General features: G+C 63.6%; 14 protein-coding genes. 7 read left to right on the forward strand and 7 right to left on the reverse strand.

The window, feature by feature from the left end:
• Positions 1 to 171: 171 nt before the first annotated feature.
• Entirely contained in the window at positions 172 to 1,227 is a 1,056-nt protein-coding gene (locus NP534_RS03285; RefSeq protein ID WP_033698543.1) for an AraC family transcriptional regulator, read from the reverse strand.
• Between the two features lie 260 nt (positions 1,228 to 1,487).
• On the opposite strand from NP534_RS03285, the gene NP534_RS03290 reads away from it, so the two are divergent.
• From NP534_RS03290 to NP534_RS03320, 7 genes are all read left to right on the forward strand, one after another.
• Positions 1,488 to 2,054 (forward strand): RBBP9/YdeN family alpha/beta hydrolase, encoded by a 567-nt coding sequence (locus NP534_RS03290; RefSeq protein ID WP_258713763.1) that lies wholly within the window; start codon positions 1,488 to 1,490, stop codon positions 2,052 to 2,054.
• A gap of 47 nt (positions 2,055 to 2,101) precedes the next feature.
• A complete protein-coding gene (locus NP534_RS03295) occupies positions 2,102 to 3,967 on the forward strand; it encodes a DUF1302 domain-containing protein (protein WP_274097763.1) in 1,866 nt (621 codons plus the stop codon).
• Positions 3,968 to 3,999: 32 nt separating this feature from the next.
• Positions 4,000 to 5,358 (forward strand): DUF1329 domain-containing protein, encoded by a 1,359-nt coding sequence (locus NP534_RS03300; protein ID WP_274097764.1) that lies wholly within the window; start codon positions 4,000 to 4,002, stop codon positions 5,356 to 5,358.
• Between the two features lie 65 nt (positions 5,359 to 5,423).
• Positions 5,424 to 6,503: a WD40/YVTN/BNR-like repeat-containing protein gene (locus tag NP534_RS03305; RefSeq protein WP_274097765.1), complete on the forward strand. Its 1,080-nt coding sequence runs from the start codon at positions 5,424 to 5,426 to the stop codon at positions 6,501 to 6,503.
• A 29-nt stretch (positions 6,504 to 6,532) separates the two neighbouring features.
• Positions 6,533 to 9,058 carry an efflux RND transporter permease subunit gene (locus tag NP534_RS03310; protein WP_274097766.1) on the forward strand — a complete coding sequence of 842 codons (2,526 nt, stop codon included), beginning with the start codon at positions 6,533 to 6,535 and terminating at the stop codon, positions 9,056 to 9,058.
• Between the two features lie 45 nt (positions 9,059 to 9,103).
• Positions 9,104 to 10,750, forward strand: a complete 1,647-nt coding sequence (locus NP534_RS03315; RefSeq protein WP_047583375.1) for a fatty acid--CoA ligase — start codon at positions 9,104 to 9,106, stop codon at positions 10,748 to 10,750.
• A 139-nt stretch (positions 10,751 to 10,889) separates the two neighbouring features.
• Positions 10,890 to 11,849: a LysR family transcriptional regulator gene (locus NP534_RS03320; protein ID WP_274097767.1), complete on the forward strand. Its 960-nt coding sequence runs from the start codon at positions 10,890 to 10,892 to the stop codon at positions 11,847 to 11,849.
• Here NP534_RS03320 and NP534_RS03325 read toward each other — a convergent pair.
• The 6 genes from NP534_RS03325 to NP534_RS03350 all read right to left on the reverse strand — a co-directional run bounded on the left by NP534_RS03325 (position 11,777) and on the right by NP534_RS03350 (position 19,404).
• Complete coding sequence (locus tag NP534_RS03325) at positions 11,777 to 13,339, reverse strand: APC family permease (RefSeq protein WP_274097768.1); 1,563 nt, start codon at positions 13,337 to 13,339, stop codon at positions 11,777 to 11,779. The genes NP534_RS03320 and NP534_RS03325 overlap by 73 nt on opposite strands.
• Before the next feature lie 104 nt (positions 13,340 to 13,443).
• Positions 13,444 to 14,493: an ornithine cyclodeaminase gene (locus NP534_RS03330; RefSeq protein WP_274097769.1), complete on the reverse strand. Its 1,050-nt coding sequence runs from the start codon at positions 14,491 to 14,493 to the stop codon at positions 13,444 to 13,446.
• Positions 14,494 to 14,497: 4 nt separating this feature from the next.
• The gene (locus tag NP534_RS03335; RefSeq protein ID WP_274097770.1) at positions 14,498 to 15,925 is read right to left on the reverse strand and encodes an amidase; all 1,428 of its coding nucleotides are present in this window, start codon (positions 15,923 to 15,925) and stop codon (positions 14,498 to 14,500) included.
• Between the two features lie 80 nt (positions 15,926 to 16,005).
• Entirely contained in the window at positions 16,006 to 17,349 is a 1,344-nt protein-coding gene (locus tag NP534_RS03340; RefSeq protein WP_274097771.1) for an amidohydrolase, read from the reverse strand.
• Between the two features lie 36 nt (positions 17,350 to 17,385).
• Positions 17,386 to 18,732, reverse strand: coding sequence for an OprD family outer membrane porin (locus tag NP534_RS03345; RefSeq protein ID WP_274097778.1), 1,347 nt, complete (start codon positions 18,730 to 18,732; stop codon positions 17,386 to 17,388).
• A gap of 207 nt (positions 18,733 to 18,939) precedes the next feature.
• Entirely contained in the window at positions 18,940 to 19,404 is a 465-nt protein-coding gene (locus NP534_RS03350) for an Lrp/AsnC family transcriptional regulator (protein WP_274097772.1), read from the reverse strand.
• Positions 19,405 to 19,514: the final 110 nt, after the last annotated feature.

Below are 19,514 nucleotides of genomic sequence, written 5' to 3' on the forward strand. Positions count from 1 at the left end.
GATATTCAGGCGGGCGCCAAAGGGATCGCGCGCCCATGGCACAGGAATAATTGGCCCGAAACAAATGTAGGAGCGAGCTGCGCTCGCGATGCGCCGCGCGGGCGGCGCTCGATCTGATAGGCGCTGAAAATGCCAAGCCAGGCACCTGGTGGCCCCAAATACACCAGGCGCTCAGCGCGTGGTGACAGGCCCTTGCGCGGCGCTGCGGGCGCGTTTGTGCGGCGTGTGCAGGTCATGCTGCACACGCCAGGTGGCCGGTGGTTGGCCGAACTGGTTGATGAACCAGCGGGTGAATGAACTGTGCATGGAATAGCCAAGCATGTCGGCGATACGCCCCAGTGAATAGCCGGGGCTTTCCAGGTAGCGCAGCACCAGGTCGCGGCGCACGCTGTTGACCAGCTCGCTGAAGGTGGCGCCATCTTCTTCCAGGCGGCGCTGCAAGGTGCGCACGTTCATGCCCTGGGTCTGGGCGATGTGCTCGATGGTGGCGCGGCCCATCGGCATCAGCAGAAAGATCGATTTGCGCACCTCGTGCACCAGCGAAGGGTTGCCGTCATCCTGCAGGGCACACACGTAGCGTTGGGCCAGGCGCGCCATGGCTTCGTTGGCCTGTGGGTTGGTCGTGTCCAGGTCGGCGGCGGAACAGACGATGCCGTTGAAGTCGCTGTTGAACTCCAGCTTGCAGCCGAAGATGCGGCGGTGGATGGCCAGGTCGGCGGGGGCAGCGTGAGTGAAATTGGCGCTGACCGGGTGCCAGTGCGCGCCCAGCAACGCCGAGCAGAAGCGGTGCATGACACCGATGGCCAGCTCGATGGCCTGGCGGCTGTGCATGGGCTGCTCGGTGATGACTTCCTGGCGAATGATCACCGTCTTGCCGGTTTCTTCGACGTGAATCGCCAGGGCATTGTTGAGCACATGGCGATATTGCACGATCACCTGCAGCGCATCGCGCAGCGAATGCTGGTGGCTGATCAGCAGGCTGACTTCACCAAAATCCGACAACTGGCGCAGTTCGGCCATGCGCAGGCCGAAGGCTTCGCAGCCGCTCAGGCGCGCCGACTCTTCGAGCACGTTGATCGCAGCAGCGACTGGAATGCGCTGGTCGGGGGCTTCGAGCAATGAAGCGCTGAGGCCAGCCTGGGCCAGCAGCCCATGGCCATTGAGGCCCAGATGGCGGGAGACTTCCAGGTAATTGGTCAGCGAAGCAGCACGGGCGAGCACGGTCATATTTGTTGTTTTCCACGTGTTCTTGATGGGCGTCCCGCTGCGCTGGCGGGTAGTCACTTATAGCGTTTGTGTCATCGGATGCAAAGCCATTTTCAGACCGCTGGTCCCACTCACCAAGGGCGTGCGGGCCGCCATGCCAACTGTGTCATCAACTGAAAAATGGCTGACGCGCAATGTAAAGCGTGTGCCGGAACGACGCTTTACTCTGGCCCTCAAGCAGTCGGCAATCGACCGAGTGATCCAGAGCAAAGGGCCCTGACATGGAAAAACTGCAAACCGCCGCTACCGTGCTGATCGTTCCCGGTCTGCGCGACCATGTGGCAGAACATTGGCAAACCCTGTTGCAGGCTCGCCTGGCCAAGGTGCGTGCCGTGCCGCCGCTGACAACCGACGGGCTCAGTTGCACGGCGCGGGTCGAGGCGATCGAGCGTGAACTGGCCGCAATCGATGGCCCGGTGATCCTGGTCGCGCACAGTGCCGGTGTGCTGATGGTGGTGCACTGGGCCGCACGTTATCAGCGCCCGATCAAGGGCGCCTTGCTCGCCGCCCCCCCTGACCTGCAAAGCGACTGGCCGCAAGGCTACCCCAGCCCTGACAGCCTGCGCGCCCACGGCTGGGCGCCGCTGCCGGGCGGCCCGCTGCCTTTCCCAAGCCTGCTGGCGGCCAGCAGCAATGACCACCTGGCCAGCCCCGCCGCAGTGGCCGGCATGGCCGCGCAGTGGGGCAGCGAGCTGCTCGAGCTCGGTGCCGTCGGCCACCTCAACCCTGCCTCGGGCTACGGCCCATGGCCCCACGCCGAGGCCCTGATCCGGCAACTCGATTACTAGGGCGCACCTATCACCCAAGCAGAGACTCACCCAAGCAGAGACATCGCATGAACAACAATAAGAACGTTCTCTTCTGCCTTCCCCGCCGTAACCTCATGGTCACGCTGCTGCTGATCGCCGGTGCACCCGCTGCCCAGGCATTCCAGCTGGACATCGCCGACCCCGACTGGAGCGTGCGCTTCGACAACACCGCCAAGCTGAGCTACGGCCAGCGGGTCGAAAGCGAAAACGCCAAGGTCGCCCGCACCTCCAACCTCAATGACGGCGACAAGAATTTCAGTGTGGGCAGCGCGGTTACCCAGCGCCTGGACCTGCTCACCGAGCTGGATATCGTCTATCAGGGCAGCATGGGCATGCGCGTCAGCGCCGCCAGCTGGTACGACCATGCCTATGACGACGTCGGCTCGAACAGCAACCCGTTCCCCGGCCAGCAGGGCAATGCCGGCAACCTGGTGCTGGCGCGCCCGGCCGCAGGCTTGCCGGCGGGCACCGTGCTGGCCGGCGGCCCGGCGCGTCATCATGGCCTGAGCCGTTACAGCGACCGTTACTACAATGGGCCGTCCGGCGAGTTTCTCGATGCCTTCGTCTTCTACAACACCGAGATCGGCGACGAGTCGATGTTGAGTGGCAAGCTTGGCTGGCACTCGGTGTACTGGGGCGAGACATTGTTCAACGCCGCCAACGGCATCAACTATGGCCAGTCGGCACTGGACCTGGCCAAGCTGTACAACGTGCCGGGCACCGAAACCAAAGAGCTGTTCCTGCCGCGCAAGCAGCTGTCGTTGAGCTTCACGGTCAACCCCGAGCTGACGCTGGCGGCGCAGTACTTCCTCGAGTTCGACAACTCGCGCCTGCCCGAAGGCGGTACCTACATGGGCGCCTACGACATGCTCGGCGAGGGTGGCGATATCTTCTGGCTGCCGGTGCCCAATGCCGTTGGCGGGGCCGGTGCGTTCTACGGTGCGCCCCGCGGGCATGACATCCGGCCACGCAACGCGGGCGACTTCGGCCTGATGGCCAAGTGGAGCCCGGAATGGCTCGACGGCACCCTGGGCTTCTACTACCGCAACACCTCCGACCCGACCCCGGCCGTGCTGATCAATGCGCCCAACCTGCACACCGGCAGCCTGGACGGTACCACCTATATGGCGGCCTACGCCGACGACATCGATATCTACGGCATCAGCCTGGCGAAGAACGTCGGGCCGGTGAGTGTCGGGCTGGACGTCAACTACCGCGAGAACATGCCGCTGATCAGCAACTTCACCACCATCAACGGGCCGCTGTACCAGGCCTTGGCGGGCACGGCGGGCGGCACCAACCTGATCGGCGAGGTGCCGGGCAACGGCGAGACCGGCCTGGCCCGCGGCAAGACCTTGCATGTGGTGCTCAACGGCCTGGTCACGTTCGGTGCCACGCCACTGTGGGACGCCTCGTCGCTGGCGGTGGAGGGCGCCATGACCCACCTGGTCAGCGTCGACAAGGGTGAGCAGACCTTCAAGGGTGATTCCAGCTACGAGGGTGTCGACAAGGTCACCACCAACGCCTACACCCTGGCGGTCAACTTCACGCCGACCTGGTTCCAGGCGCTGCCTGGGGTCGATATCTCCATGCCGCTGTCCTACAACGTCGGCCTCAAGGGCAACTCTGCCGTGCAACTGGGCGGCAACGAGGATTCGGGCAGCTACTCGGTGGGCATCGCCGCCGATGTCTACCAGAAGTACAAGTTCGACCTGAAGTATGTCGACTCCTTCGGCAAGTTCGATACCTGCGAAACCGGTACCGACAACAACACCCCAGGCACCAACGGGCGCTACCAGTGCATCCCCGGCCAGATTACCTCGCAGGCAGGCCTGGCGCCGTTGTTGAAGGACCGCGGCATGGTCACCGCGTCGTTCAAGACCACCTTCTGAAACGCCACTACAACAACAAGCGGAGAAACGCGATGAAGCATCTCAACAGCCTGCTGTGCGCCTCGCTGGCGGTCATCTTCGCCGGGCATGCCCACGCGGGCGCACCGGCCCAGGACGTCGCCCGGCTGGGCAAGGACCTGACCGTGGTGGGGGCCGACCAGGCGGGCAACGCCGACGGCTCCATCCCGCCCTACGAGGGCGGCCTGAACACCCCGCCTGCCGGTTTCAAGCAAGGCGATACCCTGCGGCCTGACCCCTACACGGCGGAAAAGCCACTGCTGGTGATCGATGGCAAGAACGTCGAGCAGTACCAGGGCTCGCTGACCGCCACCACGGTGGAGCTGGCCAAGCGCTTCCCCACCTTCCGCATCGAGGTCTACCCAAGCCACCGTACGGCGGCATTGCCCAAGGCGCTGCTGGACAACACCCTGAAAAATGCCGCCAACGCTAAGTCGCTGCAGGATGGCCTGGCCATCGAGAATGTGTTGCCTGGCGTGCCGTTCCCCATCCCGCAGTCGGGCGCCGAAGCCATGTGGAACCACCTGCTGCGCTACCAGGGCGTAGCGCAGAAGGCCAAGTACGATTCGTGGAACGTCGACGCAGCCGGTGTGGCAGCCCTGGCCACCACGGGCCTGGCCTACAACGCCTACCCGATCTACGAGGACCTGAACAAGGTCATCGGAGCCAAGGACATCTATTTCCAGACCAAGCTGTACTTCGAAGGCCCGGCACGCCGTGCCGGTGAGTCGATGATGCTCAAGGATGCCGCCAACCCACTGGTACAGGAACGCCGTGCCTGGCAGTACCTGCCGGGCCAGCGCCGGGTGAAGTTGGCACCGAACCTGGCTTACGACACGCCAAACCCCGGTACGGCCGGCTCCGGTACCTTCGATGATGTGTATGTGTTCAACGGTGCGCTGGACCGCTATGACTGGCACCTGGTGGGCAAGCGCGAAATGTACGTGCCGTACAACACCTACCGGTTGACCTACATTCACGACCCGAAAAGCCTGACCACGCCCAACCACCTGGCGCCAGACCAGGTGCGCTGGGAGAAGCACCGGGTCTGGGTGGTCGAGGGCACCCTCAAGGGCAATGCCCGGCACATCTATGCCAAACGCCGCTTCTACCTGGACGAGGACAGCTGGTTCGCCCTGGCGTCCGACCAGTACGACGCCCGAGGCCAGTTGTATCGCGGCTCCTACAGCTTCTTCACGCAGAGCTACGACGTGCAGATCCCCAACAACAACCCGCATGTGGTCTACGACCTGGTCGGCGGCAGCTACAACATCAACGGCCTGATCGGCCCGCACGGTGGTATCGAGTACATCAGCCCTCTGTCCAAGGCGCAGTGGTCGCCCGAAGCCCTCGCCGGCGCCGGTATTCGCTGACCCCCGACGATCAACCTGCCGGCTGCGCCAGAAGGGCAGCCGGCAGAGTCTGCAGAGGATGTGGCATGGCTTGTTCAAGAAAATGGGCGCCGTGGGCGCTGGCGTTGGCCATGGCTGTGGCTGGCGTTCAAGGCCCGGCGCGGGCGGCTGGGTATGTCGATGTGCTGGACTTGCCGGCCAAGCCGAGCGCGCTGGCGGTGCTCAGCCCCCTGCGCGATGTGACGCGGGCGGGGGATCGGCTGGTGGCGGTGGGGCCGCGTGGGCACATCGTGTATTCCGACAACCAGGGCCAGGACTGGCACCAGGCCAGTGTGCCGGTCAGTGCCGACCTCAACGCCCTGGTCTTTGCGAACGCGCGCGAAGGCTGGGCGGTGGGCAACGATGGCGTGGTCCTGCACAGCCGCGACGGGGGGGCGAGCTGGGCCCGGCAGCTTGACGGCCGGCAGATCGGCACGCTGGTCGAGGCGCATTACCAGGCCTTGGCCAAGGCGCATCCGGACGACCCCCAATGGCCGGCATTTGCCGCCGAAGGCCGGCGGCTGGTGGAGGAGGGCGCCGACAAACCCTTGCTTGGCGTGTGGTTCGTCGACGCCCGGCACGGGTACGTAGTGGGCGTGTTCAACCTGATCCTGCGCACCGACGACGGCGGCAACAGCTGGGTGCCGATGCAGGACCGCACCGACAACCCGCAAGGCCTGCACCTCAATGCCATCCATGCAATCGGTGATGAGCTGTACGTGGCCGGTGAACAGGGCTTGCTGCTCAAGTGGCAGGCTGGGCAACAGCGTTTCGTCAGCTTGCCCAGCCCCTACCAGGGGACCTGGTTCGGGGTGCTCGGCAAACCCGGCGAAGTGCTTGCGTATGGCCTGCGTGGCCATGTGGCGCGCAGCAGTGACGGCGGGCAGAGCTGGGCCCGGGTGAACACGGGGGTTACGCAAAGCATCACGGCTGCCAGCATCGACAGCAACGGCGACTACTGGTTGTTCAGCCAGGCCGGCCAGGTACTGCGCAGCCGCGACGGCGGCCTGAGTTTTGCCGTGCAGCCGCAGGTGCCGCCGGCGCCGGTGACCGCTGCGGTGCAGGCCCGCAGCAACGGCACCGTACTGGTGGGTGAACGCGGTGTACGCGTGCTGCCGGCCCGATAACAACCCTGAGCATTCGAAGAGAACTCGTGATGGCCAACATCAAGCAAGACACCCTGCCGGTGATCCGCGACCTGAAGGATTTCGATCCCCGCTCCGGCAACCTGCTGGAGCGCATGGTCTTCAACTACCGCCCGCTGTTCATGCTGTTCATGGTGCTGGTCACGGGGGTATTGGGCTACCTGGCGCTGACCCGCCTGGAGTTGCGGCCCAGTTTCGAGAAAATGATCCCGCAGAGCCAACCCTACATCCAGAACTACCTGGACAACCGCAAATCGCTGCGCGGCCTGGGCAACTCGGTGCGGGTGGTGGTGGAGAACACCCAGGGCGACATTTTCGACCCTGAGTACCTGAATGTGCTCAAGCAGATCAACGACGAGCTGTTTCTCGCCCAGGGCGTGGACCGCGCCTGGATGAAGTCGTTGTGGAGCCCCGGTGTGCGCTGGACCGAAGTCACCGAGGAGGGCTTTCAGGGCGGCACGGTGATGCCCGACGACTACCAGGGCAAGCCGGCCGACATCGAGCAGCTGCGGCAGAACATCAACCGTGCCGGCATCGTCGGCAGCCTGGTGGCGACCGACTTCAAGTCGAGCATGCTGGTGGTGCCGCTGCTCGACCACGACCTGGCCACTGGCCGCGGCATCGACTACCGGCAGTTCTCGCAGATGCTCGAACAGCAACTGCGCGACAAGTACGAGTACGCCGGCGACAGCAAGGCGCGCAGGGCAGGCGAGGAGGGCCACGGCAAGTACAAGGTGCGGGTCATCGGTTTTGCCAAGCTGATGGGCGACCTGAGCGACGGGCTGGTCCAGGTGATGATGTTCTTCGCCTTGGCGGTGGGCACTTCGCTGCTGATCATCTACCTGTATACCCGCTGTGTGCGCAGTACCTTGCTGGTGGTGTGCTGTTCGCTGGCGGCGGTGGTGTGGCAACTGGGTATCGTCGGCTGGCTGGGGTATGCCATCGACCCTTATTCGATCCTGGTGCCGTTTCTGATCTTCGCCATCGGCGTCTCTCATGCGGCGCAGAAGATGAACGGCATCATGCAGGACATCGGCCGCGGCACGCACAGGCAAGTAGCCGCGCGCTATACCTTTCGGCGCCTGTTCGTGGCCGGGGTCACCGCGCTGCTGGCCGACGCCGTGGGCTTTGCCGTGCTGATGCTGATCGACATCCCGGTGATCAAGGACCTGGCGATCACCGCGAGCATTGGGGTTGCGGTACTGATCTTCACCTCGTTGCTGTTGATACCGGTGGCGCTGTCGTATGTCGGCGTGGGCCGCAAGGCCGCCGAGCGTGCCCTGCGCATTGACCGCCGCGCCGCCGAGCACCGCGGCTTCGGCAAGCTGTGGGATGCGCTCGACCGCTTCACCACGCGCAAGTGGGCGACCGGCGCGGTGCTGGTGGCCGTGCTGATGGGCGCAGTTGGTTTCTGGGCAAGCCTGCAACTGAAGATCGGTGACCTCGACAGCGGCGCGCCGGAGCTGCGCGCCGACTCGCGCTACAACCGCGACAACGCCTACATCACCCGCCACTACGCACTGTCCAGCGACCTGTTTGCGGTGATGATCAAGACCCCACCGGAAGGCTGCCTGAGCTACCAGACGCTGATGCTCGCCGACCGCCTGGCCTGGGAGCTGCAGCAGTACCCGGGCGTGCAGACCACCGTTTCGTTGGTCAACGCCGTGCGCCAGATCACCGCAGGCTCGTTCGAGGGCAACCCGAAGATGAGCAGCCTGCAGCGCAACCAGGACATGCTCAACTATGCCGCCCAACAAGCGTCGGTCAACGCCCCGGAGCTGTTCAACAACGATTGTTCGCTGATGCCGGTGATCGCCTACCTCAAGGACCACAAGGCCCAGACCCTCGACGATGTGGTGGCTATCGCCGACCGCTTTGCCCGCGAAAACAGCACCCCAGAGCGCCAGTTCATGCTTGCGGCCGGTAGCGCCGGCATCGAGGCGGCAACCAATATCGTGGTCCGAGACGCCAACCGCACCATGCTGCTGTTCGTCTACCTAGCGGTCACGCTGTTTTGCCTGATCACCTTCCGCAGCTGGCGGGCGACCTTGGTGGCGCTGTTGCCGCTGGTGCTGACCTCGGTGCTGTGCGAGGCCTTGATGGTGGCGATGGGCATTGGCGTGAAAGTGGCCACGTTGCCGGTCATCGCCCTGGGTGTCGGGATTGGCGTGGACTACGCCTTGTACCTGCTCAGCGTGCAGTTGCACTACCAGCGCCAGGGCCGCTCGTTGGGCGAGGCCTACCAGAACGCCGTGGCCTTCACAGGCCGGGTGGTCGGCCTGGTCGGCATCACGCTGGCGGCGGGCGTGGTCGGTTGGGCCTGGTCGCCGATCAAGTTCCAGGCCGACATGGGCATCCTGCTGACCTTCATGTTCCTGTGGAACATGCTGGGTGCCCTGGTGCTGATCCCGGCGTTGTCGTACTTCCTGCTGCCGGACAAGCGCTTTGTTGCCGCCGAGCCCGAGACGTGTGCTGCGCCGACGCCACCTGACGAGCGCGTGTGCCAACCCCAGGCGCCCACGCGGATGAGCGCGTGAGTGCCTTTTAGTCGAACCGAACACGAACAACTGGAAGCTACCTACATGGCCAAGACAAAAATAATGCCGCCGGCAGCCGGTGCCTATGCCTACCCCCTGCTGATCAAACGCCTGCTGATGTCAGGGGTCCGCCACCAGCCGGAACAGCAGATCGTCTACGCCGACAAGCTGCGCTACACCTACCGCGACCTCGACCAGCGGGTCCGGCGCCTGGCCAATGCGCTGCGTGCGGCCGGGGTGCAGGCCGGGGATACCGTGGCGCTACTGGATTGGGACAGCCACCGCTCGCTCGAGTGTTTTTTTGCCGTGCCGATGCTGGGTGCGGTGTTGCACACGGTGAACGTGCGCCTGTCCCCCGAGCAGGTTGCCTACACGATGAACCACGCCGAAGACGACCTGGTGCTGGTGCATGACGACTTCGTGCCGCTGCTGGAGCAGATTCACGGTCAGCTGGGGACCGTGCGCGGCTACGTGCAGCTTACGGACGCGCAGGCGCCGGCCACTTCGTTGCCCGTGCTGGGCGAGTACGAAGCGCTGCTGGCCGCCGCCAGCCCTGAAGCCGAGTTCGACGACTTCGACGAGCACTCGGTGGCGACGCTGTTCTACACCACCGGCACCACGGGCAACCCCAAAGGGGTGTACTTCTCCCACCGCCAGCTGGTGCTGCACACCCTCAACGAACTGGGCACCTTCGCCGCCTACGATGGCCAGCCACTGTTACGGTCCAGCGACGTGTACATGCCCATCACGCCGATGTTCCATGTGCACGCATGGGGCGTGCCTTACGTGGCCACGATGCTGGGGGTCAAGCAGGTGTACCCCGGGCGCTACGAGCCGAACACCCTGGTGCGGTTGTACCGCGACGAAGGGGTGACGTTCTCCCACTGCGTGCCGACCCTGTTGCAGATGATGCTGGACTGCGAGCAAGGCCAGCACACCGATTTCAGCCGCTGGAAGATCCTGCTCGGTGGCAGCGCGTTGACCCACGGCCTGGCCCGCCAGGCCAGCGAGCGTGGCATGTTGATCTACAGTGGCTACGGGATGTCCGAGACCTGCCCGCTGCTGACCCTGACCCACTTGCGCGAAGCCGACCTGGCCTTGCCCATGGCCGAGCAGGTCACGCAGCGGATCAGAACCGGCGCCCCCGTGGCGATGGTCGACCTGCGCATCATCGATGCCCAGGGTTACGCCATGCCCCACGACGGTGAGTCGCTGGGTGAAATCGTGGTGCGCTCACCCTGGTTGACCCAGGGCTACCTGCACGAGCCGCTCAAAGGCGCCGAACTGTGGCAGGACGGCTGGCTGCACACCGGTGACATGGGCTCGATCGACCGCCACGGGGTGTTGGAGATCAAGGACCGGATCAAGGACGTGATCAAGACCGGCGGGGAGTGGATCAGCTCGTTGACCCTGGAAAACCTGATCAGCCAGCATGCGGCGGTCAGCGCCGTGGCGGTGGTCGGCATCCCTGACGAGCAGTGGGGCGAGCGGCCTATCGCCCTGGTGGTGCGTGCATCAGGCGGCAGCCTTGACCAGCCGATGCTCGAGGCGCACCTGAAGCAGTTCGTCGACTGCGGGCAGATCAACAAGTGGGCGATTCCGCGGCAGGTGCATTTCGTTGCCGACATCCCCAAGACCAGCATTGGCAAGATCAACAAGAAGCTGATTCGCGAGATGCACATGGGGGCATGAGCGCCGTCGGCGTATCCGCAAGCCTCTGTAGCAATGTTGCAAAGCCCGTTATGATGCGTGCCATGCGAACCCGTGATTTCCTTAGCTGTGATGACCTGTTCACGGGCACGTCCTGCATTGGCCTAAGAGTACCTGCACAGTGAATATCAGGCGGATCGAGTGCTTTCTTGCAGTGGTCGATCTAGGCACCGTGACCGCGGCCTCCCATAAACTGCACCTGGCTCAGCCCGCGTTGAGCCGTCAGATCCAGACCCTGGAGCAGGAGCTGGGCCTGCAGCTGTTCGGGCACCATCGCAACCGCTTGGCCCTGACTGCTGCGGGCCATACCCTCGTGCCGCTGGCGCGGCAGTTGCTGGAGAAGGCGCGCAGTATCAGCATTGCCGCGCAAAGCTTGGCCAGCGGCCAACTGCGCGACCTGCGCATCGCCGCCACGCCTGCCACCATCAGTGAGTTGATCGCGCCCTTCATCACCACGCTGGGCAAGGACGACCCGATGATCCTGACCGTGGATGCGCCTCATGCCGAACTGCTTGAGCGCTTTCATCAAGGCATGGACATGGTGGTTACACCCAGCGCCCTCGACAGCGACTTGCGTAGCCTTTATCTGGGGCGGGTGCCATTGCGGGCCTATGTCTGCGCAGAGCACCCATGGGCGCTCGAAGGGCGCAGCGAGATAGCCTTGGCCGAGCTGCTGCAACACGACTTGCTGCTGCTCGGCAGCCAGAACATCAGCCGCATCCAGCTGGACCTGGCGGTGGCTCGTGCAGGGCTGGCTTACCGTGGGGTAAGCGAATGTGGCCACGCCACTGTGTTGCAAGCGCTGTGCGCAGCCGGGCGCGGCATTGGTATCGTGACCGACCTGCCGCGCTTCGGTGCGCACAGCCTGCGGGTCATCGACCCACTACCCAGTGCTGCGCAACCTTACCTGGGCATTGACCTGCACGCCGGTTGGAGCGCTGAGCATTACTGCCCGCAAGCCCTGGAGGCCATCGCCATGCGGCTGGCAGGCTTTCTGCAAAGCATTGATCAAGCGCCAGGCACGGTGGCCAGCCTCACCTGCTGTGGCGCGCCCGCGATGCCAGACACAACACCCCAGTAGAAGCATGCCAGCGACAACACCAGAACCAAGGCTTGGTCCCACGGTGCCGGCAAGAGCCCGCTGCCACCGAAGTTGCCCAGACAGCTGATCAGCATCAAGCCCAGGAAGTAGGCGACGATCCAGGCGCTTGAGCGCAACTGCTGGGCAAAGCCAACCCCCGCGACCTGCCTGCCTCGGGCCACCAGGCAATAGACCAGCATCAATAGCAGGAACGCGCCGAGCATCCACGATAGGGTCCTCCAGCCCACCCAATAGAAGATGAACGTTGCACTCACGAATGCCAGTGGCGCGATCAGGCCGATGCCGCGGATCCGATAAGGCCTCGGCAGATCAGGCGCGTTGAGGCGCAGGGTCATCACGCAGATGGGTAACAGCGTGAACAGCATCACCCCGGCTGCCGAGTTCACTTGCACCAAAGCCTCCCAGGAGGGGAACGGCAACGTCCAGAACAGCGCCATGAACAGCGACAGCCACAGGGCCAGCCGGGGTACGCCGGTGTTGGGGTCCAGTGCGGTAAAACGTTTGAAGAATGTGCCATTGCGCGCCCAGGCATACACCTGCCGTGCGGTTGCTGCCAGGTACACGTTGCCAGTGCCGGCGGGCGAGATCAGGGCATCGGCCATGATCACTTTGACCAGCCATGCCAGGCCCAGCATGCTGGCCAGGTCGGCGAACGGCGTACTCATCTGCAGGGCGCCCCAGCCTTGGTTCAGCATTGCACTGGGTACCGCGCCGATGAAGGTCACTTGCAGCAGCACATACACCAGTGTGGTGATCAGCAACGAGAAGAAGATCGCCAGGGTGATGGTGCGCGAGGGGTTCCTGACCTCGGCACTGAACATCACGATGTTCTGGAACCCGCCAAAGGCAAAGATCAGCCCCGCAGTGGACACGGCGGCGGTGATACCGCTGACGCCGTTTGGCGCGAACGCATGGGCGGTGAAATTGCTGGGTTCGAAATGCAAGGCCAAGGTCACGATCACCACCGCCGGCACACCCAGCTTGATGACGGTCACCAGCGAATTGGCCTTGCCGAACGACTTGACCCCGAAGTAGTTGATCAGGAAGAACACGCCGATCAAACCGGCTTGGAACCACCAGCCGAGCAGGGTGGGTTCTGCACCGCCCAGCTCGGGCAGCCAGGCGCTGGCATAGGTGCGCACCGCCACGGCCTCGAGCCCGGCCACGCACGAGTACATGATGAACGCCGCGAAGCTGACGATAAACCCGATCAGAGGCCCGTGGGTCATGGCCGGGTAACGGACCAACCCGCCGGTCTTGGGCAGCGCACTGCCCAGTTCGGCCAGGGTCATGGCGATGAAGAAACTGGCGAATGCAGCGATCAGCCAGGAAATCCAGGCGGCCGGGCCGGCGATCTTCACCGCCAGCAGCGATGAAAACAGCCAGCTGGAGCCAATCATTGACCCGACGCCGATCAGGGTCAGGTCGAGCAGCCCCAGGTTGCGCTTGAAGGTAGCCGTATTGCTCATGGATGCCCCATTGTGTGGAAAATGTTGTTCTTGTTGGCGACGCAGGCAAAGCGCAGATTGTCGGCGACCGGGCACGTCGGCCACGGTCGCACGTGTGCCGGAAGTCAGGCAACCTTGCGCAGACTGCGCGTTGCCCGGCCATCTTTGGTCAGGCTGTACAGGTCCTTGGGGTCGGGCAGTTCAGGGACCAGTTCGATGCTGCTGCCAAGGCCTTCCTGGCTGCTCAGCTCGTAGAGCAGGCGCAGGGCCGAGTAGTCCTCGAGGGCGAAGCCCACCGAGTCGAACACGGTGATCTCGTCCCTGCTGGTGCGACCGTGTCGGTCATTGGCGATCAGGGTCCACAGTTCGGTAACCGGAAAATCACCGGGCAGTTGCTGGATATCGCCTTCGATACGTGTCTGTTGCTCGTACTCGACGAACACCGTGCCTTGGCGCAGCACGTGCGGGTCAAGTTCGGTCTTGCCGGGGCAGTCGCCGCCCACGGCATTGATGTGCATGCCTGGCGCCACCATGTCCGAGGTGAGGATGGTGGCCAGGCATTTGTCGGCGGTTACCGTGGTGATGATATCCGCGCCGTGCACGGCCGCCTTGGCCGATACACAGGCCACCACCTCAAGGCCTGGATAGTCCTTGAGGTTACGCAGCAGCTTTTGCGTGGCGCGAGGGTCAACATCGAAACACTGCACCCGTTGAATGCCTAGCAGGGTGTGAAACGCGATGGCCTGGAACTCGCTCTGGCAGCCATTGCCGATCAAGGCCATGACCTTCGAGTCGTCACGGGCCAGGTACCTGGCGGCCAGCGCTGAAGTGGCAGCGGTGCGGATTGCAGTGGTCAGGGTCAGTTCCGAGAGCAACAGCGGGTAGCCGGTGGCGACATCGGCCAGCACGCCGAAGGCCATGACCGTGGACAAGTTGTGCTCGATGTTGCCAGGGTGGCCGTTGACGTACTTGAAGGCATAACGCCCGGCATCGGCGATGGGCATCAGTTCGATGACGCCGACATCGCTATGGTTGGCCAGCCGTGCAGACTTGTCGAAGGCCTGCCAACGACGGAAATCATCTTCGATGTAGTCGGTCAGGCGGCGCAGCAGGGTATCGACCCCATGGCCCGACAAGTACTCGCTGAGGTCTGAAACGCTGATAAATCGGGTCATGATGTCAAAGGCTCTTGTTGCTGAAGGATTGCTGCTTGTTCCACAGTGCGGGCGTGAACACCCCACAGTGGCGTTCGATGTCTGCTGCCAGTTGCAGGCAGCGCTCGTCTTCCAGGGGCGCGCCGATCAGTTGCACGCCTTGCGGTACGTCCGCCTGCACGTCGGTCGGCACGGCAACCGCCGGAAAACCCAGCAGGTTGACCAAGTACAGCGCGCGTTGGGCCTCAAGCAGCGCTTCGAGCTGCGCCGGGGCGCCAAGGTCGTAGTTGTCCGCGAATGGCGCCTGGGCCGAGACCGGCATCAGCACGGCGTCGTAGGCCTGCAGCCACAGGTTCCATTCGCGACGGATCAGGTTGCGCAGGCGCAAGTCGCGCAGCAGCTGACCGGCATCGGAGGCGCCGAAGTGGGCATTCATGCCGTTGACCACCTCGTTGATCTGCGCTGAGCCATGGCGTGCGACACCCTCTACGAACAATGCAGTGGATTCGGCGGCGACCAGTCGCCCCCAGAGCATCGCGCCTTCCAGGGCCAGCGGCGGGCGAACCTGTTCTACCTGGTGCCCGGACTCGGTCAGCGCCAGGCATGCGGTGGCCATGGCACGTTCCACCGCCGGGCTGACACCGCTGTCGAACGGGTCGATGCAGCAGGCCACGCGCATGGGGCGATCGATGCGCCCGGCGTTGTGCCCGGCGCGCCAGTCCGGGTCGAGGGCGGCGGGCTGGCTCATCGAAGCAAACGCCAGTTGCAAGTCCTGCACATTGCGTGCGATCGGCCCCTGCACCGAAAACAGTTGGGAAATCGGCGGGCGGCCCTGTTCACAGGCGGGGGAGCCGTTCGCGATGCGGCCCATGGACGGGCGCAAGGTGGTCACGCCACAACAGTACGCCGGGTAGCGCAGCGAGCCGCCCATATCGTTGCCATGGGCGATGCAGCCAATACCTGACGCCACGGCCGCCGCTGCGCCCCCTGACGAGCCACCCGGCGTCAGCGCCGCGTTCCAGGGGTTGTAGGTGGCACCGTGCAGCGGGTTGTCGGTGAACCAGCGGGTGCTGAACTCCGGCGTGTTGGTCTGGCCAATGATGATCGCCCCGTCCTTGCGCAGGTTGGCCACTACCGGTGCGTCGTGTTCGCAGCGTTGCGCGGCCAGGGCGCGAACCCCATCGGAGTTGGCGTAACCTGCCTGGTCGACATTGATCTTTACCGTGACCGGTACGCCGAACAGTGGCGGCAGCGTGTCACCGGCGCGGCGCTGCTGGTCCATCCGCCGAGCCTGCGCGAGGCTTTGTTCGTAGTTGCGTGTGACCACGGCGTTGATGCTGGGGTTGATCGCCTCGCAGCGTTCGATGTGCTGCGTCACGACTTCTGTGCAACTGACTTCACCTGCCGCGATCCGTGCACGCGTTTCGGTGGCACTCCACTTCCAGATTTGCATTGTTCATCTCTCTGATCAAAGCTGCGCGGCGCGGCACCCGGGGTGATAGCGCGCGCGTAGCGGGTGGGCTTCAAACAAACTCAACGCACGGCCTGGTGCGCTTGGGCATAGGCCGGGTAGGCCAGGACAAACTCGACATGGGCGCGCACACCGGTGCTCAGCGTGGCTTCATCCACGGTGAACGACGGGCTGTGGTTGACCGGTGCGCTGCTCATGTCCTGGCCGGCAGGGGTGGCACCCAGCAGGACGAACAGGCTGGGCACCTGGGTGGCATAGTGGGCAAAGTCCTCGCTGGCGGAGAACGTGTAATCCAGCTGCGCTGCCTTGCCATCGGAGGCGCGCTGCAGCGCCGCAATCATTGCCCGGGTCAGCGCTGGGTCGTTCATCAGCACGGGGGCGTATTCCGACAGCTCCACCTTGGGGGCCACCCCGTGGGCAAGGGCGATGTGCTCCACCAGGTTGGGCAAGTCGCCGAGCACGGTCTTGCGGATGTCGTTGTTGCTGGTGCGGATAGTGCCCAGCATCGTCAGGTCCTGCGGGATGACATTCGGCGCAGTGCCACCGTGAATGCTGCCGATGGTCACGGCTGCCATGCCTTGGGTCAGGTCTGCCCGGCGGCTTACCAGGGTTTGCAAGCTGGTGACCACCTGGGCTGCGGCGACTATCGGGTCCTTGCTCTTCCACGGCATCGAGCCGTGGGCCTGCACGCCTTGCAGCGATATACGCACCCCATCGGCGCTGTTCATGGTCGCGCCGGGGCGGTAGCGCAGCTCACCTGTCGGGATGCCAGCCACCACATGCAGGCCGAACAGCGCCTCGATCGGCGGGTCGCTCAGCACGCCTTCGGCGATCATTTTGCGTGCCCCCACCTCGGCACCCTGGGTGAAATTGTCGATGTCCGCGCCACCTTCTTCAGCCGGCTGGAAGATGAACACCACGGTCCCGGCCACCTGCTCGCGATGCTCGGCCAGTAACCGTGCCGCCCCCAGCAGCATGGCCGTGTGGGCATCGTGGCCACAGGCATGCATGACTGGGGATGATTTACCCTGGTACTGGGCAACCGTGTTGCTGGCGAACGGCAGGCCGGTCTGTTCCTGCACGGGCAAGGCATCCATGTCGGCACGCAGGCCCATGACCGGCCCAGGCTTACCGCCCTTGAGCACACCGACCACTCCGGTACGGGCAACACCGGTGCGCACCTCGATGCCCAGTTCACGTAGCTGCTCGGCAACCAACTGGGCCGTTTGGAACTCCTGGTTGCCCAGCTCCGGGTGCTGGTGAATCTGTCGCCGGATCCGCACGACCTCGTCCTCGACCTTCAAGGCAGCGTGCTTTACCCAGGTGTCATCAGGCACGCTGGCCCAGGCCTGCACGCTTGGCGTGCCTAGCAGCGAGCCGATCAGTACGGCAAACAAGGGTTTCATGGTCGTTCTCCTTAAAAGGGGGCGTTGCTGCAGCGCTCAGAAGAGCTTCACTGGCAGGTTGACGATGAGGCGGAACTCTTCGAGATTGCCTTCGATCTGATTGCGGCTGGCGCGATGCCAGGCGTTGCCGGTGAGGACGCTGAGGTTTTTCATGCGCCCGGACTGCACCACGTAGTTGAGAAAGGCGCCTACTTCATAGTGGCTTTCGCCGTCCTGGCTCGACGCCCAGCCGTAGGCTGCGTTGGTGCCGCCGTCGTAAGCGGTGCCGTCGATGTTCCAGCCCTTGATGTACCAGAGGATGGTTTTCAGGCCGGGCACGCCGTAGGCGGTGAAGTCATTGGTGTACTTGACTTGAAAGGAACGCTCGTTGGGCCCGTTGTAGTAAGAGAGCATGGTGTTGGGCAGTGAAATGGCGTTGGATTCGCCGACGTAGTCGAAGTACTCGTCCCCGACCACCTGCTGCAGCCCGAACTTCACCGAGTGGTTGAGATAACGCTGGGTCAGGCTCAGGCCATAGACCTGTTGGTCGATTGCCCCGGCCAGTTCACGCCCGCTGGAACGGGTGTGATACAGGTCGGCCTGCACTTCGCTAGCCCAGGCAGCGTTCCACGGGTGGCGGGTGTTGAAGCCCAGATAGGCGCGGTCCCATATGGCGTCGAAGCGGGAGAGATAGAGGCTGGCCGTGGCTGCCGTGTTCAGGTTGTAATCGCCGCCGGCATAGGCAACCCAATCGCTTTCAACCCTGCGCGTGGTCATGGTCGAGGTCAGGTCTTCGCTGCCTGCGCCGGTGCGCGGCGTGGCCCGGTCGAAGTAGCCCGCCTTGAGCGTCAGTGCGCCGAGGTCGTGGCTTTCCAGCGACACGCCGTCGAACGACGCAGGTAAGGTCCGGGTGTCCGCGTAGTCCATGACAGGGGTACGAACTTGTTGCTTGCCGACCTTGATCACGGTTTGGCCGGCCTTGAGTTTGGCCGTTGCGATACCGACCTTGCCCCAGTCGTCGACCACATCGCCGTCGCGTTCCACTAGCAGCCTGCTGCTGCCGCCGGCTGCCGCCAACCCACTGCGTTCCAGCGCTACTGCGCCATACAGCGAGACGTCGATACCCAGGCCAACCGGGCCCTGGGTATAGCCTGAGACGAAATCGAGTCTGGCGCCTTGCAACCAAGCCGTACGGTCGTTGACCGGCTTCGCGCTTCCTTTATCTGGAGCCAGGAAATAGGTGTTTTTATGGCCTGTCTCATGGGAGTACCAATGGCGCAGGTTCAAAGTCAGCGAACTGTCTTCGAGCAAGCCTGGCTGGGCCTTGCCCATAACCGGTGAGAGGCAAAAAAAAGTCGCAAGGGTGCCGGCAAGCCAGCGAGCGTTAGCCTGTTTGTTATGCATCGGTGAGTGCCTGTTAGTTATTTTTGTGGCAGGGCGCAACAGGGAGGGGCGGGCCAGGAACATGTGTGTGCATGCCAGGCTCCGCCGGGTGAGGGGAAGACTAAAACGGCATCACTATGCCGTCTAATACCGATATTCTTTCATTACTATGCTGTTACAACATACAGGTGGTACGTGCGTGGGAGAGTCGCCGCACCTGTGTGCGCCTCAACTCACGGTAGGTACGAATACTCCCGTCTTCACATTGCTCATCGAGACCAGCGTCTTGAACCGCTTCACGTTGTTGCTCTGGAAAAAGAGCTCACGCGTGAGCTGCGTGTACTGCTCCATATTTCTCACCAGCAGGATCAGCACAAAGTCGCACTCGCCGGCGACATAAAAGCACTGCTGCACCTGAGGGCAGGCCAGAAAGGTCTTTTTCATGTCGTCGAGCAAATCCAGCCGCTCGTTTTCGACTTCCACTTCGGCGATGACCGTGAGTGTGTAGCCAAGCTTCTGCGCATCTACCTGTGCAACGGTGCCGCGAATCACGCCGTCCTCGGTCATCTTTTTCAGCCGCCTGTTTACCGCAGCGGAGGAGAGGTTGACCTTGCTGCCAAGGTCCAGTTGTGACGTCCCAGCGTCGCGCTGCACCGCGTCGAGCAAGGCCATGTCAAAGTGATCAAGGGGCATGAGGAACGATCCGTAATGGGAAGGGCGTAAAGTTATGTAAAGCGTAATAGAAGTTCATATCTTCACGGAAAATCAAGATTCTAGTGCGCGGGAGCTCAATAGAATTTCTC

It is taken from the genome of Pseudomonas sp. 39004 (assembly GCF_028682155.1).
In the GTDB taxonomy this organism is placed as follows: Bacteria; Pseudomonadota; Gammaproteobacteria; order Pseudomonadales; family Pseudomonadaceae; genus Aquipseudomonas; species Aquipseudomonas capeferrum.